Source organism: Pseudomonas sp. TE3895 (assembly GCF_056278855.1).
Genome location: NZ_JBWBQE010000001.1, coordinates 5,244,427 through 5,265,098, shown reverse-complemented (window position 1 = coordinate 5,265,098; position 20,672 = coordinate 5,244,427). Strand labels below are relative to the sequence as shown.

General features: G+C 64.7%; 15 protein-coding genes. 7 read left to right on the top strand and 8 right to left on the bottom strand.

All coding sequences use genetic code 11. The features are described 5' to 3' along the window. Positions 1-12: 12 nt before the first annotated feature. From pepN to ACZ889_RS23795, 6 genes are all read left to right on the top strand, one after another. Complete coding sequence (gene pepN / locus ACZ889_RS23820; protein ID WP_454238551.1) at positions 13-2,670, top strand: aminopeptidase N; 2,658 nt, start codon at positions 13-15, stop codon at positions 2,668-2,670. A 271-nt stretch (positions 2,671-2,941) separates the two neighbouring features. Further along, positions 2,942-3,982, top strand: coding sequence for a WD40/YVTN/BNR-like repeat-containing protein (locus tag ACZ889_RS23815; RefSeq protein WP_180689487.1), 1,041 nt, complete (start codon positions 2,942-2,944; stop codon positions 3,980-3,982). Further along, positions 3,979-6,378: an efflux RND transporter permease subunit gene (locus ACZ889_RS23810; RefSeq protein WP_180689488.1), complete on the top strand. Its 2,400-nt coding sequence runs from the start codon at positions 3,979-3,981 to the stop codon at positions 6,376-6,378. Before ACZ889_RS23815 ends, ACZ889_RS23810 begins: the two co-directional genes overlap by 4 nt. A gap of 151 nt (positions 6,379-6,529) precedes the next feature. Next, positions 6,530-6,820 carry a DUF5629 family protein gene (locus ACZ889_RS23805; RefSeq protein WP_003247229.1) on the top strand — a complete coding sequence of 97 codons (291 nt, stop codon included), beginning with the start codon at positions 6,530-6,532 and terminating at the stop codon, positions 6,818-6,820. Continuing rightward, positions 6,786-7,916, top strand: a complete 1,131-nt coding sequence (locus ACZ889_RS23800) for a lactonase family protein (protein WP_004577428.1) — start codon at positions 6,786-6,788, stop codon at positions 7,914-7,916. The genes ACZ889_RS23805 and ACZ889_RS23800 overlap by 35 nt, the downstream gene beginning before the upstream one ends. A gap of 122 nt (positions 7,917-8,038) precedes the next feature. Next, on the top strand, positions 8,039-8,215 hold the full coding sequence (locus ACZ889_RS23795; protein WP_003247232.1) for a hypothetical protein: 177 nt from the start codon (positions 8,039-8,041) through the stop codon (positions 8,213-8,215). A gap of 148 nt (positions 8,216-8,363) precedes the next feature. On the opposite strand, the gene ACZ889_RS23790 is transcribed toward ACZ889_RS23795, so the two are convergent. The 3 genes from ACZ889_RS23790 to ACZ889_RS23780 are packed head-to-tail and all read right to left on the bottom strand — an operon-like array spanning position 8,364 to position 13,833. Beyond that, the gene (locus ACZ889_RS23790) at positions 8,364-8,957 is read right to left on the bottom strand and encodes a glutathione S-transferase (RefSeq protein WP_476257863.1); all 594 of its coding nucleotides are present in this window, start codon (positions 8,955-8,957) and stop codon (positions 8,364-8,366) included. After that, positions 8,954-12,598 carry an AAA family ATPase gene (locus ACZ889_RS23785; protein ID WP_476257862.1) on the bottom strand — a complete coding sequence of 1,215 codons (3,645 nt, stop codon included), beginning with the start codon at positions 12,596-12,598 and terminating at the stop codon, positions 8,954-8,956. The genes ACZ889_RS23790 and ACZ889_RS23785 overlap by 4 nt, the downstream gene beginning before the upstream one ends. Further along, positions 12,595-13,833: an exonuclease SbcCD subunit D C-terminal domain-containing protein gene (locus ACZ889_RS23780; protein WP_003247235.1), complete on the bottom strand. Its 1,239-nt coding sequence runs from the start codon at positions 13,831-13,833 to the stop codon at positions 12,595-12,597. The genes ACZ889_RS23785 and ACZ889_RS23780 overlap by 4 nt, the downstream gene beginning before the upstream one ends. 488 nt (positions 13,834-14,321) lie before the next feature. On the opposite strand from ACZ889_RS23780, the gene ACZ889_RS23775 reads away from it, so the two are divergent. Next, on the top strand, positions 14,322-14,753 hold the full coding sequence (locus tag ACZ889_RS23775; protein WP_003247236.1) for a DUF2628 domain-containing protein: 432 nt from the start codon (positions 14,322-14,324) through the stop codon (positions 14,751-14,753). A 72-nt stretch (positions 14,754-14,825) separates the two neighbouring features. Here ACZ889_RS23775 and ACZ889_RS23770 read toward each other — a convergent pair whose 3' ends face one another. The 5 genes from ACZ889_RS23770 to ACZ889_RS23750 are packed head-to-tail and all read right to left on the bottom strand — an operon-like array spanning position 14,826 to position 20,670. Continuing rightward, on the bottom strand, positions 14,826-16,457 hold the full coding sequence (locus ACZ889_RS23770; RefSeq protein WP_180689491.1) for a BatD family protein: 1,632 nt from the start codon (positions 16,455-16,457) through the stop codon (positions 14,826-14,828). After that, positions 16,454-18,169, bottom strand: a complete 1,716-nt coding sequence (locus ACZ889_RS23765) for a vWA domain-containing protein (protein WP_108079047.1) — start codon at positions 18,167-18,169, stop codon at positions 16,454-16,456. The genes ACZ889_RS23770 and ACZ889_RS23765 overlap by 4 nt, the downstream gene beginning before the upstream one ends. Further along, complete coding sequence (locus tag ACZ889_RS23760; protein ID WP_180689492.1) at positions 18,166-19,242, bottom strand: vWA domain-containing protein; 1,077 nt, start codon at positions 19,240-19,242, stop codon at positions 18,166-18,168. The genes ACZ889_RS23765 and ACZ889_RS23760 overlap by 4 nt, the downstream gene beginning before the upstream one ends. Next, positions 19,235-19,729, bottom strand: a complete 495-nt coding sequence (locus ACZ889_RS23755; protein WP_180689493.1) for a DUF4381 domain-containing protein — start codon at positions 19,727-19,729, stop codon at positions 19,235-19,237. The genes ACZ889_RS23760 and ACZ889_RS23755 overlap by 8 nt, the downstream gene beginning before the upstream one ends. Beyond that, positions 19,726-20,670 (bottom strand): DUF58 domain-containing protein, encoded by a 945-nt coding sequence (locus tag ACZ889_RS23750; RefSeq protein ID WP_014591862.1) that lies wholly within the window; start codon positions 20,668-20,670, stop codon positions 19,726-19,728. The genes ACZ889_RS23755 and ACZ889_RS23750 overlap by 4 nt, the downstream gene beginning before the upstream one ends. Between the last annotated feature and the right edge of the window lie 2 nt (positions 20,671-20,672).

Below are 20,672 nucleotides of genomic sequence, written 5' to 3'. Positions count from 1 at the left end.
AAGGACCTGCACATGCGTACCGAACAACCGCAAGTGATCTACCTCAAGGATTACCAGGCGCCGGAGTACCTGATCGACGAGACGCACCTGACCTTCGAGCTGTTCGAGGACCACACGCTGGTTCACGCGCAACTGGTCATGCGCCGCAACCCGGCACGCGGTGCCGGCCTGCCGCCACTGGAACTCGATGGCCAGCAGCTGGAACTGCTGCGCGCCTCCCTGGATGACCAGGAACTGCAGCCAGGCGACTACCGGCTCGACGCCGACAGCCTGACCGTGCAGCCCAAGGCCGAGCGCTTCACCCTCGATACCAGCGTGAAGATCCACCCGGAAAGCAACACCGCCCTGGAAGGCCTGTACAAGTCGGGCAAGATGTTCTGCACCCAGTGCGAGGCCGAGGGCTTCCGCAAGATCACTTACTACCTCGACCGCCCGGACGTGATGAGCACCTTCACCACCACGGTCATCGCCGAGCAACATCGCTACCCGGTCTTGCTGTCGAACGGCAACCCGATCGGCAGCGGGCCGGCCGAAGATGGCCGCCACTGGGCGACCTGGGAAGACCCGTTCATGAAGCCGGCCTACCTGTTCGCCCTGGTGGCCGGTGACCTGTGGTGCGTTGAAGACAGCTTCACCCGCCAGTCCGGCCGTGAGGTGACCCTGCGCATCTACGTCGAGCCCGAGAACATCGACAAGTGCGACCACGCCATGGTCAGCCTGAAAAAGTCCATGCGCTGGGACGAAGAAGTCTATGGCCGCGAGTACGACCTGGACATCTTCATGATTGTTGCGGTCAATGACTTCAACATGGGCGCCATGGAAAACAAGGGCCTGAACATCTTCAACTCCAGCTGTGTGCTGGCCCGCGCCGAAACCGCCACCGATGCTGCGCACCAGCGCGTCGAAGGGGTGGTCGCCCACGAGTACTTCCACAACTGGTCGGGCAACCGTGTCACCTGCCGTGACTGGTTCCAGCTGTCGCTGAAGGAAGGCTTCACGGTATTCCGCGATGCCGAGTTCAGTGCCGACATGAACTCGCGCACGGTCAAGCGCATCGAAGACGTCGCCTACCTGCGCACCCACCAGTTCGCCGAAGACGCCGGCCCCATGGCCCACCCGGTGCGCCCGGACAGCTTCATCGAAATCTCCAACTTCTACACCCTGACCGTCTACGAGAAGGGCGCCGAAGTGGTGCGCATGGTCCGTACCCTGTTGGGTAGCGAAGGCTTCCGTAAAGGCAGCGACCTGTACTTTGAACGTCACGATGGCCAGGCGGTAACCACCGACGATTTCATCAAGGCCATGGAAGACGCCAACGGCGTCGACTTTACCCAGTTCAAGCGCTGGTACAGCCAGGCGGGCACCCCACGCCTGGAGGTCAGCGAGGCGTATGACGCCGCCGCGCAGACCTACAGCCTGACGTTCCGCCAGAGCTGCCCGCAGACCCCGGACAAGGCCGAGAAACTGCCGTTCGTGATCCCGGTGGAGCTGGGCCTGCTGGATGCCGCCGGCAACGACCTGCCGCTGCAGCTGGCTGGCGAAGACGCTGCTCAAGGGACCAGCCGCGTGCTGTCGGTGACCGAGGCCGAGCAAACCTTCACCTTCCAGGGCATCCAGGCCAAGCCGCTGCCGTCGCTGCTGCGTGGCTTCAGCGCCCCGGTGAAGCTGAGCTTCCCGTATGACCGCGACCAGCTGATGTTCCTGATGCAGCACGACAGCGACGGCTTCAACCGCTGGGAAGCGGGCCAGCAGCTGTCGGTGCAGGTACTGCAGGAACTGATCGGCCAGCATCAGCGCGGTGAAGCCCTGAAGCTCGACCAGCGCCTGATCACCGCCCTGGGCACTGTGCTGGGCAACGAATCGCTGGACCCTGCCATGGTGGCCGAAATGCTCTCGCTGCCAGGTGAGGCGTACCTTACCGAGATCAGCCAGGTGGCCGACGTTGACGCCATCCACGCCGCCCGTGAGTTCGCACGCCAGCAGATCGCCGAACACTTGTTCGACGCCCTGTGGGCGCGTTACCAGGCCAACCGTGAAGTGTCGCGCAGCACTGCCTATGTGGCCTCGGCCGAGCACTTTGCCCGCCGCAGCCTGCAGAACATCGCGCTGTCGTACCTGATGCAGAGTGGCAAGCAACAGGTGCTGGACGCGACCCTGGAGCAGTTCGAGCACTGCGACAACATGACCGAGCGCCTTACCGCGCTGGCGGTACTGGTCAACTCGCCGTTCGAGGCCGAGCGCGCCAAAGCGCTGGCGGCCTTTGCCGAGCACTTCAAGGACAACCCGTTGGTCATGGACCAATGGTTCAGCGTGCAGGCGGCCAGCACGCTGCCGGGTGGGCTGGCGCGGGTCAAGGCATTGATGCAACACCCGGCCTTCACCCTGAAGAACCCGAACAAGGTGCGTGCGCTGATCGGTGCCTTTGCCGGGCAGAACCTGGTCAACTTCCATGCTGCCGATGGCTCCGGGTATCGCTTCCTGGCGGACCTGGTGATCGAGCTGAATGCGCTGAATCCGCAGATTGCATCGCGGCAACTGGCGCCGCTGACCCGCTGGCGCAAGTATGACGATGCGCGTCAGGCGCTGATGAAGGGTGAGCTGGAGCGGATTCTGGCTTCGGGTGAGCTGTCCAGTGATGTGTATGAGGTTGTGAGCAAGAGTCTGGCGTAATTGTTGTGAATTGGGGCTGCTTTGCAGCCCTTCGCGGGTGAACCCGCTCCTACAGGGGGGCGTAACCTTGTAGGAGCGGGTTTACCCGCGAAGGGCCGCCCAGCGGCCCCGGCTTTCCCCGGCCGACAACAAAACATAACACCCCGCCCGTTGTCTTCCCGCAAACATCCCCGCTACGATCCCCTCAAGCTATTGCAGGCCTCTAGATCAGGCTTTTTGCAAAGCCTGCAATGCATTGACCCACCAAAAAGAACACAACAAGGGGGCAGTCATGAGGGAACAGTTGCGTACGCCAGCCAGGCGTGGTGCCTGGCCATGGGCAGCCAGCGCGATGCTGGCATTGGCATTGGGGGTGTGGGCAGACAGCGCCCAGGCCGCGGCCGCCGACGAATACTCCACCGAATCGGCCAGGGCCAGCCAAAGCCTGTTGATCGACGCCACCCATGCCGGCAAGCGCCTGGTGGTGGTGGGTGATCGCGGCCACATTCTGTTCTCCGACGACCAAGGCAGTACCTGGACCCAGGCCCGGGTACCCACCCGGCAATTGCTCACTGCTGTGTTTTTCCTCGACGACAAGCGTGGCTGGGCCGTCGGCCATGACGCGCAGATCCTCGCCAGCAGCGACGGCGGCGCCACCTGGAGCAAGCAGTTCGAAGACCTCGCCCGTGAAGCGCCCTTGCTCGATGTCACCTTCCTTGACGCCCAGCACGGCTTTGCCGTGGGGGCCTATGGTGCCTTGCTGGAAACCACCGATGGCGGGCAGCAATGGCAGGATGTGGCCGAGCGGCTGGACAACCCGGACCAGCTGCACCTGAACGGTATCGCCCACGTGCGCGATGCCGGCCTGTTCATCGTGGGTGAGCAGGGCGGCATGTTCCGCTCCACCGACAACGGCCAGACCTGGGCCAAGGTCCAGGGCCCCTACGAGGGCTCGTTGTTCGGCGTGATCGGCACCGCCAGGCCGCAGACCCTGCTGGCCTACGGCCTTCGCGGCAACCTGTTCCGCTCCAGCGACTTCGGTGACAGCTGGCAGCCGATCGAACTCAAGGCCGCGCGCGGTACCCTGGAGTTCGGCCTGGCAGGCGCTACGCTTGTCGATGATGGCAGCCTGGTGCTGGTCGGCAATGGTGGCAGCGTGCTGCGCAGCACGGACGACGGCCAGACCTTCAGCGTGTACAACCGTGCCGACCGCCTGGCCCTGGCCGGCGTCAGTGGCCTGGCCAACGGCGGCCTGCTGCTGGTGGGGCAGGGGGGTGTACACCTGGCCAGCGCCGAAGGGGCTGATCAGGCTGCCCGGGAGGTGCGCCCATGACCAGCAGGGAGAGCATTGCCATGCACCCGCATCACCAGGACAAGGCCACGCTGCTCGAACGCCTGATCTTCAACAACCGCCCAGTGGTCATCGCCCTGTGCGTGCTGGTCAGCATTTTTCTGTTCTGGCAGGCCACGCAGATTCGCCCCTCCACCAGCTTCGAGAAGATGATCCCGCTGCAGCATCCGTTCATCGAGCAGATGATGGAGCACCGCAACGACCTGGCCAACCTCGGCAACACCGTGCGCATCTCGGTGGAGGCGGTGAACGGTGACATCTTCGACAAGGACTACATGGAGACCCTGCGTCAGATCCATGACGAAGTGTTCTACATCCCGGGTGTCGATCGGGCCGGGCTGAAGTCACTGTGGAGCCCCAGCGTGCGCTGGAGCGAGGTCACCGAAGAGGGGTTTTCCGGTGGTGAGGTCATCCCTAACACCTACAACGGGTCGCAGGACAGCCTCGATACCCTGCGCGACAACGTGCTCAAGTCAGGCCAGGTGGGGCGCCTGGTAGGCAACAACTTCAAGTCCAGCATCGTCGACGTGCCGCTGCTGGAGAGCTACCCCGACCCGCAGGACCCGGGCAAACAGGTGAAGCTGGACTACCAGCAGTTCTCTCACCTGCTGGAAGAGAAGATCCGTGACAAGTTCCAGGCGCAGAACCCCAATGTAAAAATCCACATCGTCGGCTTTGCCAAGAAGGTCGGTGACCTGATCGATGGCCTGGTGATGGTGGCGATGTTCTTCGGCGTTGCCCTGGTGATCACCTGGGTGCTGTTGTACTGGTTTACCTGGTGCATCCGCAGCACTGTCGCCGTGCTCATCACCACGCTGGTGGCGGTGGTCTGGCAGCTGGGGCTGATGCATGCGGTGGGCTTTGGCCTGGACCCGTACTCGATGCTGGTGCCGTTCCTGATCTTCGCCATCGGCATTTCCCACGGGGTGCAGAAGATCAACGGCATCGCCCTGCAGTCGAGTGATGCCGACAACGCCCTTACCGCTGCCCGGCGCACATTCCGTCAGTTGTTCCTGCCGGGAATGATCGCCATTCTTGCCGACGCAGTGGGCTTCATTACCCTGCTGATCATCGACATCGGGGTGATTCGCGAACTGGCCATTGGCGCTTCCATCGGCGTGGCAGTGATCGTGTTCACCAACCTGATCCTGCTGCCGGTGGCCATCTCCTACGTTGGCATCAGCAAGAAGGCCATCGAGCGCAGCAAGAAAGACGCGACCCGCGAGCACCCGTTCTGGCGCCTGTTGTCGAATTTCGCCAGTGCCAAGGTGGCGCCGGTGTCGGTGGTGCTGGCGCTGCTCGCCTTCGGCGGTGGCCTGTGGTACAGCCAGAACCTGAAGATCGGCGACCTCGACCAGGGCGCACCGGAGCTGCGCCCCGACTCGCGCTACAACCAGGACAACAACTTCATCATCAGCAACTACTCGACCAGTTCCGATGTGCTGGTGATCATGGTCAAGACACCGTCGGAGAAGTGCTCGGTCCATTCGACCATGGCGCCGATCGACGAGCTGATGTGGACCATGGAAAACACCCCTGGCGTGCAGTCGGCGATTTCCCTGGTCACCGTTTCCAAACAGGTGATCAAGGGCATGAACGAGGGCAGCCTGAAATGGGAAACCCTGTCGCGCAACCCGGACATCCTCAACAACTCCATCGCCCGGGCCGACGGCCTTTACAACGGCGACTGCTCATTGGCACCCGTGCTGGTGTTCCTCAATGACCACAAGGCTGAAACGCTGGAGCGCGTCACCGCCGTGGCCAAGGCGTTTGCCGACAGCCATGACAAGGAAGGCCTGCAGTTCCTGCTGGCGGCGGGCAACGCCGGTATCGAGGCAGCGACCAACGAAGTGATCAAGTCGGCCGAGCTGACCATCCTGATCCTGGTGTACATCTGCGTGGCAGTGATGTGCCTGATCACCTTCCGCTCGTTCGCCGCCACGCTGTGCATCGTGCTGCCCCTGGTGCTGACCTCGGTGCTGGGCAACGCGCTGATGGCCTACATGGGCATCGGGGTGAAGGTGGCGACCTTGCCGGTGGTGGCGTTGGGGGTGGGCATTGGCGTGGACTATGGCATCTATATCTACAGCCGCCTGGAAAGCTTCCTGCGTGCGGGGCTGCCGTTGCAGGAGGCCTATTACCAGACCCTGCGCTCGACGGGTAAAGCCGTGTTGTTCACTGGCTTGTGCCTGGCCATCGGCGTGTGCACCTGGATCTTCTCGGCAATCAAGTTCCAGGCTGATATGGGGCTGATGCTGACCTTCATGCTGCTGTGGAACATGTTTGGCGCACTGTGGCTGCTGCCGGCGCTGGCACGGTTCCTGATCAAGCCGGAGAAGATGGTGGGCAAGGAGGGGGGCTCGATTTTCGCCCATTGAATCGCAAGGGGGCCGCATTGCGGCCCAATCGCGACACAAGGCCGCTCCTCCACTAGGTTCGCGTTCCCGTGTGGAGGCAGCCTTGTGTCGCGATTGGGCTGCAAAGCAGCACCAGGGTTATAATGCCGCCACATCTTCCACAGGTACCCCCATGTCCCCCCTCGCCACCGCCCTGCAGTCCTGCGACATGCTCCTGATTGACGGCCTGCATGCCTTCGATTTCACCGCCGACGCATCCGGTCTCACCGTCGAATGCATGGACGGCCGCCAGCTTCGCCGCTGGTCCTTCACCCCCGAACAAGTCGCCGCCGCTATCGCCTCCGGCGATGAATGGCAACTCAACGATGCCAACGGCGAGCATCGGCTAGTCTGTATGAGTGCCTTTCGTGCCCCGGATGATGACCAAGATGAACCGGACCTGGACGAGCCTGCTGACCGCTAGCCTGATGAGCCTGACAATCTCTGCCCACGCCGCCACCTTGCTGGTGGGCAGCTACACCGATGGCGCCAGCCAGGGTATCTACCGCTACCATTTCGACGACAAGGCCGGCCAAATCGGCCCCACGCCCCTGCAGGTGGTGAAAAGCGTCAGCCCTTCGTGGCTGGTGCTGTCGGCCGACCAGCGTCAGCTGTTCGCGGTGAATGAGACCCCGCAGGGCCATGCCAGCAGTTTCAGCATCAGCAGCAACGGCGAAATCAAGCCGCTCAACCAAGTGGTCACCCAGGGCGACGAGCCCACCCACGCCAGCCTCAGCCGTGACCAGCGCTACCTGTTTGTGGCCAACTACGCGGTCAACCCCGACCCCGGTGGCAGCCTGGTGGTGATCCCGGTGGCCAAGGACGGCACGCTCAAGCCCGTGGTGCAACAGGCCCGGCATAAGGCGAGCGGGGTCAACCCTGAGCGCCAGGCCGGTGCCCACGTGCATTCGCTGGTGCTGTCGCCGGATGGCCAGCACCTGTATGCCAGCGACCTGGGTGCCGACAAGGTGTTCATCTACCGCTACGACGGTGCCAGTGCGGACCACCCGCTGACAGCGGCGATACCTGCGTCCGTGGCCTTGCCGCCGGGCAGCGGTCCGCGTCACTTGCTGTTCGACGCCAAGGGCCGGCACGCCTACCTCACCCTGGAAATGAACGCCGAGGTGGTGATGTTCGATGTGCAGGACGGCAACCTGGTTGAACGCCAGCGCTTACCCCTGACCGAGCGCCAGGAGGCCGCAGCGAAGGCAGCAGGTGGCTTGCACCTGTCGGCGGACGGGCGCTTCCTGTACGTTAGCAACCGTGGCACAGCCAATGAAATTGTGGCGTTCAGCGTGGGCAAGCAGGACGGCCAGTTGACGTTCCTGCAGCGTCGCCCGGTAGAAGGTGATCACCCTCGGGAGTTTGCCCTGGACCCGAGTGACAACTTCCTGCTGGTGGCCAACCAGAAGAGCAACCAGATCGTGGTGATACGTCGCGATCCGCGCAGTGGCAAGCTGCTGGAGACGGTGCAGACGCTGAAGCAGGATGCACCCTCGGACCTCAAGTTCATCGAGTGATATCGATCAGCGTGATAATCGGTACTGCCGCAATGAATTTTTGCGTGCGGCCTCGGCGGCGTAAGTTTGACCCAAGGCCCAAAAGGGCCACCGTCAAACCACCGCCGTCGAGGTCAGCCCAGATGAACTTCAATCTCTTCCCGGTTATTGCCGCATCCGCCATTTCCGCATCGGTCGTCCTGCCAGCGCATGCCCATGCCGACAGCAGCAAGGCTTCTGCCACCCACAGCTACACCGAGCAGTACCTGCGCCAGAGCGCCAATTTCCATGCGGCCCTGAGTGGCAAGCACCACCATTGAGCCTTGTGCGGTGTCCTGTAGGAGCGGCCTGTGTCGCGACAGGGCCGCAAGGCGGCCCCCGGCTATCTCTGCTGTGATGTAGATATTTTGGGACCGCTGCGCGCCCCTGTCGCGACACAAGGCCGCTCCTGCAAGGTATCGCGTGAACTCATTTGGCCATCACTGACCTGAACAGCTCCGAAGCCAGCCACCCCTCCAGCCAGCTCCGCACACGCGGATAAGCCGCCTCGGCGAACCACTGAGGTTCGACCCCGGCAAACTGGCGCATCAGGGGCAGCAACGCGGCATCGGCAATGCTCGGGTGGTCGGCCAGCAGGTAAGCCCGCCCCACCAGCAAGCCTTCGAGCTCCGCCAGCCAGGCCTCGGCCTGCTGGCGGTAATGCTCGCGGGAATGCTCCGGGTAACGTTCGGCATACTTGTACAGGTTCACGTGCGCCTTGAACGTGGTGTCATTGCGTGCAATCAGTGTTTCAGCCTGCTGCGCAGCCGCAGGGTTGGCCTGTAGCCGCCAATTCTGCGGGTCGTTTTGCGTCAGCGCCCAGCGCATGATGTCCAGGCTCTCTTCCAGTACCTCGGCACCGGTATCCAGCACCGGTACCGTGCCCTTGGGCGACAAGGCCAGCAGCTCTGCCGGCTTGTTCTTCATCGCCACCTCGCAGATTTCCACCTCGCAGCCGGCATAGCGCAGGGCCAGGCGCGCACGCATGGCCCACGGGCAGCGGCGGAACGAGTAGAGGATCACCCGCACACCTCCACGTCACTGAGGCCATTACCCTGGCGCCGCACCTGGATCTGGACCGGGATGCGCTCGTGCATTTCCTGTACGTGGGAAATCACCGCCACTTTGCGGCCCTGGGCTTGCAAGCCGTCGAGGGCGTCCATTGCCAGTTGCAGCGACTCGGGGTCGAGGCTGCCGAAGCCTTCGTCGATGAACAGCGACTCGATACGCAAGGTGCTGGACGCCATCGACGCCAGGCCCAGCGCCAGGGCCAGCGACACCAGGAAGGTTTCCCCGCCCGACAACGAGTGCACCGAACGCAGTTCGTCGCCCATCTCGGTGTCCAGCACCAGCAGGCCAAGGGCGCTGCCGCCGCGCTTCAGGCGGTAGCGACGGGCCAGCTGACGTAGCTGGGCGTTGGCGTGGTGCAGCAGCAGATCAAGGTTGTAGCCTTGGGCGATCTTGCGGAACACATCACCGGAGGCCGAACCGATCAGGGCATTGAGGCGGGCCCAGCGTTGCCACTGCTGGTGGGCCTGTTCGATTTCTGCCGCCAGCGCCTGGTGGGCCTGCTGCCGGCGCTGATCGTCGGCCTGTTGTGCACGCAATTCGGCGCATTGCTGCTCATGGTTGACCAGCCGCCCGCGCAGCTCGGTCAGGGCGTGTTCCAAGGCTTCGGCCGAGGTGTCCACGGTCATTTGTGCGGCGTGTTGTTGCAGGCGCTGCTCACGTTCCTGCAGCAGCACGCGGCCCTGCTCGATGGCTTTTTCCGCGGCTTGCAAACGCTGGCGCAATTCATTGACTTGCGCGTCATCCATGGCCAGCAGGCGATCGAGGCCGGCATCGTCCAGTTCCGGATGCTCGCTGCGCCACTGGGCGATCTGGGCCTGCAACTGTTGGCATTCGGCATCCAGTGCCTGTTGTTGCTGGGTATTGGCCTTGAGCTCGCTGGCCAGTTGCACGCCTTGGGTGCGCAGATCTTGCAGGCGCTGGGCGGTGTCGGCATCGAGGGCGCGGGCTTGTTCCAGCGTGGCTTCCATATGCTGCTGCCAGGCTTCGGCACTGGCATGTTCGCCTAGCAGCTCGCCGAGCGACGCCTGGGCCTGCTGGCGCTGTTCGTCGAGGGCCGCGAGTGTGTGTTGCAACTGCTGCAGGCCTTGCACGCGCGCCTGTTGCTGATCGCGCAGTTTGTCCAGCTGGGCTTGCCGGGCTTGCTGTTCTTCCTGTTCGTCCTTGCGCTGTTCCAGTTGCTGCAGGCGCTGGGCAATCTGCTGGTCGAGGGCGAGGAAGGCATTGGCCGGGTCGTCGTTGAGGGCCTTGAGCGCTTCCTCTGGCAGTACGCCGGCCAGGTCGTTCAGGCCTTGCTGCAACAGCTGTTCGTCGTTGGCCAGGGCCTGGTGCTGTTGCTCCAGATGGCGTTGGGCCTGTTGCTGGGCGTCGTGGGCCGCCTGCAATTGCTGGTTCAGGCGGGCGGCGTCTTTTTGCAGGGCCAGCAGGGCGCTCTGGCGTTTCTCGTCCTGGCTGATTTCTTCATCCAGGCGACGCAGCTGGCTGTCGAGCCAGGTGCTACGGGCCTTGTCGTCCTGCGGGGCGAGGGCTGGCCATAGGCTGTGTGCCTGTACCTGAGCCACCAGCGGTTGCAACTGTTCGCCCAGTTGCTGCTGTTGCTGCTGAAAGTCCTTGAGCTGGGCATTGACCACACCCAGCTGGGTACGCAGCTCCACCAGCTTGTTGTTGAGCGTTTCGACCTGCTTCTGCGCGGCGTGCTCTTCGGCCTGGTCATGGCGACCCAGGCTCTGCAGCAGCGCTTCTGGCTGATGGAAGGGGTGTTCGGCGCTGCCACAGACCGGGCAGGGTTCGCCGTCACGCAGTTGGTCACGCAGTTCTTCGACGCTGGTGTTGCGTGCCAGGCGTTGCCGTTCCAGCAGTTGACGGGTGAGGATCAACGCCTGCTCGGCGGCCTCCAGCTCGGCCTTGGCGGCGGTGCCTTCGGTAATCAGTTGCTGGCGTTGCAGCATGGCCTGCTGCTGTCGTTCGCGCAGGGCATCCAGCTGCTGGCGCAGCTCCTGTTCACGGCCGTGCAGGCGTGACATTTCTTCTACGGCGCGCTGCTGTTTGCGGTTGTCCTGCAGCATGCCGCCGAGCAGGTCGATCTGTTCGGCCAGGGCCTGGGGTTCGGCCTTGGCTTCACGGAACAACAGGTCGTAGGCGTCGCGCTCGGCCTGCAAGCGCGCATTGGCCTGGCTGGCCTGGGCCTGCAGGCCGGGTAGCTCTTCTCGGCCCTTGGTCAGGCGGCCACCGATCAGCATCACCTGTTTCAGTTGCGGCAGGTAGGCGTGCCAGGCATTGGCCAGGCCCGCCAGGTGCTGGCTGTCGGCAAGCGCGGTGTCGATCTGCGCCAGTTGTTGCACGCTGCGCTGCTGGTTGTCTTCCAGCAGCTGCAGTTGCTGCTGACCGTCAGCGACCTGCTGTTGCGCCTGCTGGTTGATGCTGCGCTGGGCGGCCAGCTCCTGGTCCAGGCGTGCCAACGTATCCTGGGCGGCAAAGGCCTGGCGCAGGCGCGGCGCGTTCTCGCCGTGCTCGGCCTGGCGGTCGGCAAGCGCTTGGTGCGCAGTGTCCAGCGCCTGTTCGAGTTCGCGGGTGCGCACCTGCAGTTCGGCTTGCTGCTGTTGTTGTTCGGCCATTTTCGCGGCCATTGGGGCCAGCTGTGCGCTCAGGGCCTGTCGGCGGTGGAACTGGTGACGCTGTGGGGCCAGGCGCTCCAGGCGTGCCAGGTCCAGGCGTGGTTCGGCCAGCTGTTGCCAGTCCAGTTCGGCGGCCTGCAGCGCGGTGCTGGCTTCGGTGTGTTGGGCCTGTAGCTGGTGTTGTTCATTCAGCCAGTTGCGTTGCTGCTCCAGCTGGCGCTCGCCGGCCTGGTCGGCCTTGAAGTGCTGTTGCGCCTGCTCCAGGCGCTGGTCGAGCTCGGCACGTGCCTCGGCAGCCATCGGCAGTAGATGGCTGGCGCGTTCTTTCAGGGCGTTGTGCGCCTCGCCGGCTTCGCGCGCCTTGCTGAAGGCACGCTGGCCCAGGCGGGTGTAGATCGCGGTGTTGGTGAGCTTTTCCAGCAACTCGCTACGGTCTTTGTCGTCGGCCTTGAGGAACGCGCCGAACTCGCTCTGGGCCAGCATCACCGCACGGGTGAACTGTTCGAAGTTCAGGCCCAGACGGGCTTCGACCAGTTGCTTGTATTCGTTCTTGCCACTGCCGAGCACTTGCTCGCTGTCGAGGTCGTAGAAGCTCTGACGGCTGTGCTGCAGTTTGCCGTTGGCCTTGTCGCGGGCGCGGTTGGCTTCCCAGCGGGCGCGGTAGCGGCGGCCGTCGATGCCGACGAAATCGACCTCGGCAAACCCGCTGCCGGTGCCACGGCGCAGCAGGTTGCGCGGGTCGGAGGTGGGGATGTCGCCGTCGGCGTCCGGCACCTTGGCCTCACGGCCAATGGCATTGAGGCGCGGCACGGTGCCGAACAGCGCCAGGCACAGGGCGTCAAGCAAGGTGCTCTTGCCAGCACCGGTAGGCCCGGTGATGGCGAACAGGCCAGCGCTGGCCAACGGTTCTGCGGTGAAATCGATGTCGATCGGGCCGGCCAGCGATGCCAGGTTCTTCAGGCGGATGGCGAGAATCTTCATGGCTGTTCCTCTTCCTGCTGCACGTCCTGCAACAGCAGGGCGAAGTCGGCCAGCGCCTGCTCGTCGGCGGGGTTGCCGTAGGCTTGCTCCCAGGCGCGGCTGAACAGGTCTTGCGGGGTCATCTGGGCCAGCTCGACAAAGGCCAGGTCATCGTCCTCGGCGTTGTTGCGGCCGGCGTACTCGGCGCTGATGCGGATCAGCCGTACCGCCTTGCCTTCAAGCGCGGTTTCGATCTGCTGGCGCAGGTCGGGTTGCGGCTCGTCGAGCATCACCCGCACCTCCAGCCAGGGCTGGCGGTTGGGGTCTTCAAGCAGGTCGACCACGGGCAGGTCGGCCAGTTGCTGCAACAGCTCGCCCAGCGGTGCCGGGCCCACCCGTTGCAGGGCCACGGCGCGTGGCACGGGGCGTGGCTCGACGCTGACCAGGCCGTTGCCGTCCAGCTCCACTTCCAGGACCTGGTGCGGGTAGTTGATTTCGGCGAACGACAGCGGGATTGGCGAGCCGCTGTAGCGGATGCGTTCTTCGCGGTTGACCTTCTGCGGTTTGTGCAGATGGCCCAGGGCGACGTAGCTGATAGCCTTGTCGAACAGCTTGGCCGGCAGCGCCTCGGCGTTGCCGATGATCAGGCTGCGTTCGGAGTCCTCCGACACCGCGCCACCGGCCATGTGCGCGTGGCTGATGGCGATCAGCGCCTGGTCTTTCTTGCGTTTCTTCAGGGCGGCGGCGATCAGTTGCTGGTGCACCTGGGTGATGCCTTGCAGGTAATCGTCACCCAGCTGCGGGCCGGTGACTTCGGCCGGCCGCAGGAAGGGCAGGGCCAGGCACCAGGCAGCGACCTTGCCCCGGCCGTTGGTCAACGGAATCAACAGGCGCTCGGCATCCAGCTGACCCTCGTCCAGCCAGTGCACACGGCCCAACGCATGGGTGCGCAGGCGGCGCATGAGTGCGGCGGGCAGCTCGATGCGCGAACCGGAGTCGTGGTTGCCGGCGATCATCACAATGTCCAGCTTGGGCTGTTGCTCATGGGCCTGGACGATGAAGTCGTAGAGGCGTTCCTGGGCTTTGACGGGTGGGTTGACGGTGTCGAAGATGTCGCCCGCAATCAGCAGCGCATCCGGCTGGCGCAGGCGCAGCTGGCCGAGCAGCCAGTCGAGGAAGCAGGCGTGTTCGAAGTCGCGTTCCTGGCCGTGCAGGCTTTGGCCCAGGTGCCAGTCGGAGGTATGAAACAGACGCATGGATGACCTGTTGGTGTCGAGTCGAGCAAGCGAGGGCTTGGCTTGGGTGATGGGTGTTGCGCAAGGGCGGTATGGTAACCCAAGCACGGGGCCGCTGTGCGGCCCGAAAGTTCAGCGCTTGATCTCATAGGCGCACGGTGCTGGTTGTCCTACAGGCAAGCCCGCGCATTAAACCCCTTGTTCATGGATGGCATTGGCTTATCGCGGTAGCGTCCTGCGACTCCAGGCGTTGACGCGGGTTGCCACGTTGGTTCCATGAAAAGCTGACATTGATAGCAGGGTGTCGCTCATCTCGGTTTGCCCCACGGACGTGTCGCGGCAAAGCGTCGAGCACACGCTCGGCCATTTCCGCCTTGAACGTTCTGTGAGCTGGCTCTCGCTTTGCACCAGGGATCAAGCTTGCCCTCAAAAGTAGGCTGATTTACCCTCCAAAACGGCCATGATCACGGCTATTCGAAACCCACGGACGACAATCACAGGAGTCACCAATGGAAGGCATCCCTCAGACCCAATCATCCCCGGATAACCTCAAGCCAAAATGGCGGGAGCGTTTCGCCTTCTTCGATCAGTACGGCGCCCCCACCTCCGAGTCCTACAAAGCCGCATTCCGCGCCTTGCCATTCGGGAAGAAGTTGCTGATCAACAACAATTTCATAGCCTTTTTCTTCGGCCCGATCTATTGGTTCGTGCTGGGGCTGTGGAAGAAGAACCTGGTCATGCTGGCCATCATCATCGGCATCGGGCTGCTGCTGAGCGTCTATGAGGTGGCGACGGGCAGCGAAATCCCGCGTCCTCTGGATAACGGTATCAGCATGGGGTTTGCGTTTCTGTACAGTTTCCTGACCAACCGGGCCTATTACCTGAAGCAGGCCAAAGGGCAGCAGAGCTGGAACCCGTTCGAGGGGCAGCGGTTCATCTGACTCGGCTGGTACATTCGGCAAGCATTGTCAGGGGCGGCCATGAGCTGATAATTCGCAACCAGCCACTGCGCATCACTTGGGATAGAGCGGCGGCAAGCTGCCGCTCTCGCCCGCCGGCAGCAACACCTGCTCAGCTGGCGGAATGGTACCAATCGCCCGCCACAAATCCTCCCCCTGCCAATACTGCCCGCTCTCGCTGTACAACGCCCCGTTCAACCCATCCAGCGCATCCGACAACGGCACGAAGCGCGCCGCCATCTCGGCCAGGGTTTCCGGTTGCTGCCGGGCCCAGGCATCCAGCGCCTGGCGCGTAGCCTGGGGGTCGTTGGCCTGGCATGCGCGCTTGAGGTCGTCCAGCAAGGTACGTGGGCTTGGCCCGTTCTGCGCGGTGCGCAGTACCGCTGGCCGCGAACGGGCGCGCCACCACAGGGCAAGACCCAGCACGGTGGTCAGGGCGAACACCAGTGTGGACAGCTGCCAGGGCCACAGCAGGGTGCTGGCGCTGCTGTTGTCGCCCACCGGGGTGTCGGCGCTCAGTGCCGGGTTGTCCAGCACGTTCAGCGTGCGCGCCGGCAGGCTGCTGTGCTCCAGGTGGTCTTCGCGGGTGTTCCACCAGGCCACTTCCAGCGCCGGCAAGGCCAGCGTGCCGCTGTGGGTGGGCACCAGGGCCTCACGCTCTTCGCGGTTGGCGGTCATGCCCCGTTCGCTGATTTCGTTGCGCAACAGCGGCTGGTCAGGGTAGCGGCGCAGGCCGATGATTTCTGTGGCCGGCAGCGGCGGCAGTTGGGTGCTGGACAAGCCTTCGGCACGCAAGGTGATGTTGCGCGTCAGCGAGTCGCCAATCTGTACCTGCTGGCTGCCCGGGTCGGGGCTCCAGTGCTCTTCCAGGGTCAGGCTGCTGGCGGGCAACCACGGCAAACCAGCCGGCCAGGCTGCCGGAATCGGCCGTACCGTGAGGCGCAAGGGCAGCGAGCTGACCTGCACCTGGTGGCCGGCGCGGGCCGTGCCATTGGCCTGTGCTGCTTCGTCGCTGCTGGCGGCTGCCGTGGCGGTGAACGTCAGTGGCGGGATGTCGAGGGTGCCGCTTTGCTGGGCATACACCGCATAGCGGGTTTCGATCACGCCATGACGCACACCATTGATTTCCTTTTCATACGTGCGCGACTCGCCCAGCGGCTCGACCTTGGCGTTCTCCAGTTGCAGTGGGCTGAGGCTGCTGTCGTCGTACAGCGCTACCGAGTGGTAGATGCGCAGGGTCAGCACGGCTTGGGCCTGGACATAGACGTCATGGCTGTCGAGGGTCGCTTCGATGAAGACCTGAGCGTTGTCCTGGCGGCTGGCATCGGCCTGCAGCACTTGCAATTCGATGGCCTGGCTGTGCGACTGGCCCAGCTGCAGCTCGGGGATGCGCAGGCTACCGCTGCGCCGTGGCAGCAGGGTGATGATCCAGCGGGTGCTGGCGCGGGTTTCGCCGTCCAGGGTGTGCAGGCTGTTCAGCTGGCGTGTGCCGCGCACTTCGAAGTCACCTTCCAGGGCGCGCAGGTCGGGCTTGCCGAACTGGGTGACGTCCTGGCTTTCCAGGGTCAGTTCCAGGCTTTCTCCCGCTTCCAGGCGGGTGCGGTCGACGCTGGCATGCAGCAGAGGTTCGGCCTGGGCCAGCACGGCCCACAGCAGGGTGAAGAGAAAGACGCCGAGGCGACTCATCGTGATTTTTCCTGATGCAATTGCTGTTCATACCAGAATTTGCGTCGCAGCAGCTCTGCCGGGTTGTCGGGGATTTCCCGCAGCCATTGCTCCAGGGCTTGGCGCTGTTCGCCGTCGAGGCTGGTCGACACCGGGCGCTGTGGCGGCTGGATGACACTGTCGTCGCCGGCCTGGTTGCCGGGTGCGGCCTGGCTGTTGCTGCTGCTTTCGCCGGGTTGTTCGGGGCTGGCCTGTTGGTCGTCGCCGGGTGTGCCTTGGGCCGGGCTGCTGGCCGAGCTGCTGTTGCCTTCGGTTTCGCTGCCGGGCGTGTCTTGGGCATCGCTGCCGGGCGGTTGTTCCTCGGCCTTGGCTTCACGTTGCTGCAGCAGTTGCTGCACCAGCGCCTGGTTGTCCAGCGCGGCCTGCAGGTCGGGCTGACGCTCCAGGGCTTGCTCGTAGGCATCCAGGGCGGCTTCCAGCTCGCCACTGTGGGCCAGGGCATTGCCTCGATTGTAGTGGGCTGCTGCAGTGTCGCCTTGGGAAAATGCCTCGGCGGCACCGGCATAGTCGCCGGCCTGGTACAGGGCCATGCCGCGCCATTGCGGGTTCTGGAAGTGACGCGCAGCGCTGGCCGGGCGGTTTTGTTCCAACAGCTTCTGACCTTGCTGGTCGGGGCGCAGCCACAGGTCGTTGAGCTCGAAAGCCTGGCCAGGCTGCGGCAAGGCCAGCAGCAGCGGCAGGCAGAACAGCCAGCCGCGCCGGCCGGCGCAGGCGGCCAGCAGCAACAACGGAATCAGCAGCCAGTAACCTTGGTCGGCCCAGCTGTCCAGTTGCAGGGTCTGGCCGTCATTGCGCCCGCTCCGCGGGTTGTCGAACAGGCCCAGGCCACGCAGGTCAAGGTCGTCGATGCGGGCGTGCCGGTAGCGCCCGCCCGTGCCGCTGATAAAACCCTTCAGGCTGGCGCTGTCCAGGCGAGGCAAGAGGATACCGCCCTGGTCGTCTTTAAGGTATTCGCCATTGGCCTGGCGCACCGGGGCGCCTTCGCGGCTGCCGATGCCCAGCATCAGCAGGCTTGGGCCCTGGCGGCCGAGGGCCTGGGTGATGCCCTGGCGCTCGGCGGCGCTGAGTGCCGAGCCTACCAGCAGCAGGCGACCTTGGCCGAGGCCGCTCTGGGCCAGCAGCGCCAGGCCTTTTTGCACGGCCAGGTCGGCACGCTGGCCGGGTTTTGGCATGATCGACGGGTCGATGGCCTCGAGCAAATTGCGGGTGGTGGCCAGGTCGTCGGACAGCGGCACCAGGGTGTGCGCGGAGCCGGCATACACCACCAGCGCCGTCTGGCTGTCGCGGCGGTGTTCAAGCAGGTCGAGGATCTTGCGCCGGGCCTGTTCCAGGCGGTTGGGCGGGCTGTCCTCGGCGAGCATTTGCGGGGTCAGTTCGAGCAGGATCACCAGGGGGTCGGCCGGGCGCTGACGGCTTTCTTCCAGCCGCTGCCAGCTGGGCCCGAGCAGCGCCAGGATCACCAGTAACCAGGCAAGGCCCAGCGCCACCCACGGCAGTTTGCTGGTGCTGCCGCTGCCGCCACCCAGCAGCACACCGTGGAAGGCGGGCGGCAGAATCATCTGCCAGCGCCCGGCGCGCTTGCGCCGGTGCCACAGCTTGTACAGCAGCCAGCCGAGCACGGGAACCGCCAGCAGCCAGAGCGGGCGCAGCCATTGGGGCCACAAGTCGATCATCGCCGCCTCCTTAAACGCAGGCGCTTCAAGCGCTGGCGCCATTCCGGGTGCGGCTGCAGGAAGCGCGGCTTGCGCATCAGGCGCTGCAACAGGTTGTCGGGCCACTGCACGGCTACCACCAGCAGCACGCTGAGCAGCAGCGCCAGCGCCAGGGGCCAGGCGTAAAGGGCCTGGGCTGTGCGCGCCTGGGTCGGTTGCTGGGCCACGGGCTCCAGTTGGTCGAGGGTATCGCCGATAGCGTCCAGTTCGGCGCCGTCATGGGCACGGAAGTAGGCGCCGTGGGTGATGTCGGCAATTTCCTTGAGCGCGGCTTCGTCCAGGTCCAGGCTCGGGTTGAGGCCGAGCAGGCCTGGGGTGCCACTGGCTTCGGGGTTGGCGCCGATACCGATGGTGTAGATGCGCACGCCTTCCTGGGCCGCCAGGCGGGCGGCTGTCAGCGGGTGAATCTGCCCGCCGTTGTTGGCACCGTCCGTGATCAGCACCAGCACCCGGCTTTGTGCCGGGCGTTCGCGCAGGCGTTTGACCGCCAGGCCAATGGCGTCGCCGATGGCGGTGTTCTTGCCTGCGATGCCGATCTGCGCCTCGATGAGGAAGGTGCGCACGGTGCGCCGGTCAAAGGTGAGCGGCGCCTGCAGGTAGGCCTGGCTGCCGAACAGGATCAGGCCCACGCGGTCGCCTTCACGGTTTTGGAGGAAGTCGCCCATCAGCGCCTTGACCAGGTCGAGGCGGCTGATGTCCTCGTTCTGCCACTGCATGTCAGGGAAGTCCATCGACCCGGACACGTCCACCGCCACCAGCAGGTCGCGGCCGCTGGCGGCAATCGGCACCGGTTCGCCCAGCCATTGCGGGCGAGCGGCGGCGCACAGCAGCAACAGCCAGATGACGACGAACGGTGCCTGCTGGCGCCAGGTGGGCAGGTTGAGCCGTGCGCGGCGCCCGGCCAGGCCTTCCAGCTCGCTGAGGAAGCCCACCTTGAGCACCGGTTCACCGCTGTCGGCGGCGGGCAGCAGCAGGCGCGCCAGCCATGGCAACGGCAACAGGGCGAAGACCCACGGCCAGGCCAGTTCAAACATGCTTGCGGATCCAGGTTTCGACGGCTTGGCTGAGCCCGGCGATGGCCTTGTCATCGAGCTTGCACTCGGGTTTATAGGCGCCTTCGACCAGTACCATCCAGCGGGTCAGGCCGGCGGCCGGGCAGCGGTTGTCGAGAAAGGCCAGCCACTGGCGGCCGTTGAGGGTGTGGCTGTTGGCGCCTGGGTAGTGGTTGCGGCACAGGCGTTTGAGCAGGGCGTTGATCTGTTGCAGCCAGGCGCCGGCCGGGGCGCCGTCATACGGGCGTGGTAGGCGAGCCAGCTCGGCCAAGGCCTCCAGGCGTACCGGGTCCAGGGGTTGTTCGGCGCGCACGATGCGGCGTTTGCCCGGGCGCCAGCGGCGCAGCCGCCACAGGCCCCAGCCCAGGAGTGGCAGGACGGCCAGCAGCAGCCACCAACCCGGTGCGGGTGGCCACAGGCTGATCGGTGCCGGGGCGATCAGTGGGTGCAACTGGTCGAGCGGGTTCATGACGCGCTCCGTGGCCGCTGGGCGTTCAGGTACTCGCGCAGTTGTTCGACCATTTCACTTTGCGTGCTCAGTGGCATCAGCACCACCCTCAGCTTTTGCGCCATCAGTTCCCAGCGCTCGATGCGGGCCTCGGCCTGCTGGCGGTAGGCCTGGCGCAGGTTGGCGTCGAGGGTATCGAGCTCCAGCTGGGCGCTGCGCTGGGCGAAGCGCAGCAGGCCGGCGGCGGGCAACGCGTGGTCGAGCGGGTCGGATACCGGCAGCAACAGCAGGTCGCAATGCCGTGAGAGCATGGCCAGGTGCTGTTCCACCTGGGCGCTGAGCGAGCGTTCATCGCAGATCACGATGGCCAGGCTGCCGGGGCGCAGCACTTCGCGGGCGCGGCGCAGGGCCAGGCCGAGGCTGTCGGCCCCGGGTATGGCTTCGGTGTGCAGTGACTGGTTGACCTTTGCCAAGCGGTTGAGCAGTTGCAGCAGGCTCTGTTTGCTGCGTCGGGGCTTGATCTCGTGGTGTTCGTTGTCGCCGAACACCAGGCCGCCGATGCGGTCGTTGTGGCCCAGCGCTGCCCAGCCGAACAGTGCCGCCGCCTGGGCCGCCAGCACGGACTTGAACATCAGCCCTGAGCCGAAGAAAAGCCGTTGGCTTTGTTCGACGAGGATGAAGATCGGCCGCTCGCGTTCTTCGTGGAACAGCTTGGTGTGCGGCTCCTGGGTACGCGCAGTGACACGCCAGTCGATGTTGCGCACATCGTCGCCGGCCTGGTAAACGCGCACCTGGTCGAAGTCCACGCCGCGCCCGCGCAGCCTGGAATGGTGCAGACCGACCAGCGGGCTGCGCTGGCCGGGCTTGGAAAACAGCTGGATTTCGCGCACGCGGTGGCGCATGTCGATCAGCTCGGCAAGGCCAATGCGGATGCCGTGTTCGGCCAGCTGCGCAGTGGGCATGG

Coding starts and splice junctions, on each gene's coding strand:
- pepN (WP_454238551.1), top strand. CDS start 13: ATGCGTACCGAACAACCGCAAGTGATCTACCTCAAGGATTACCAGGCG.
- ACZ889_RS23815 (WP_180689487.1), top strand. CDS start 2,942: ATGAGGGAACAGTTGCGTACGCCAGCCAGGCGTGGTGCCTGGCCATGG.
- ACZ889_RS23810 (WP_180689488.1), top strand. CDS start 3,979: ATGACCAGCAGGGAGAGCATTGCCATGCACCCGCATCACCAGGACAAG.
- ACZ889_RS23805 (WP_003247229.1), top strand. CDS start 6,530: ATGTCCCCCCTCGCCACCGCCCTGCAGTCCTGCGACATGCTCCTGATT.
- ACZ889_RS23800 (WP_004577428.1), top strand. CDS start 6,786: ATGAACCGGACCTGGACGAGCCTGCTGACCGCTAGCCTGATGAGCCTG.
- ACZ889_RS23795 (WP_003247232.1), top strand. CDS start 8,039: ATGAACTTCAATCTCTTCCCGGTTATTGCCGCATCCGCCATTTCCGCA.
- ACZ889_RS23785 (WP_476257862.1), bottom strand. CDS start 12,598: ATGAAGATTCTCGCCATCCGCCTGAAGAACCTGGCATCGCTGGCCGGC.
- ACZ889_RS23780 (WP_003247235.1), bottom strand. CDS start 13,833: ATGCGTCTGTTTCATACCTCCGACTGGCACCTGGGCCAAAGCCTGCAC.
- ACZ889_RS23775 (WP_003247236.1), top strand. CDS start 14,322: ATGGAAGGCATCCCTCAGACCCAATCATCCCCGGATAACCTCAAGCCA.
- ACZ889_RS23770 (WP_180689491.1), bottom strand. CDS start 16,457: ATGAGTCGCCTCGGCGTCTTTCTCTTCACCCTGCTGTGGGCCGTGCTG.
- ACZ889_RS23765 (WP_108079047.1), bottom strand. CDS start 18,169: ATGATCGACTTGTGGCCCCAATGGCTGCGCCCGCTCTGGCTGCTGGCG.
- ACZ889_RS23760 (WP_180689492.1), bottom strand. CDS start 19,242: ATGTTTGAACTGGCCTGGCCGTGGGTCTTCGCCCTGTTGCCGTTGCCA.
- ACZ889_RS23755 (WP_180689493.1), bottom strand. CDS start 19,729: ATGAACCCGCTCGACCAGTTGCACCCACTGATCGCCCCGGCACCGATC.
- ACZ889_RS23750 (WP_014591862.1), bottom strand. CDS start 20,670: ATGCCCACTGCGCAGCTGGCCGAACACGGCATCCGCATTGGCCTTGCC.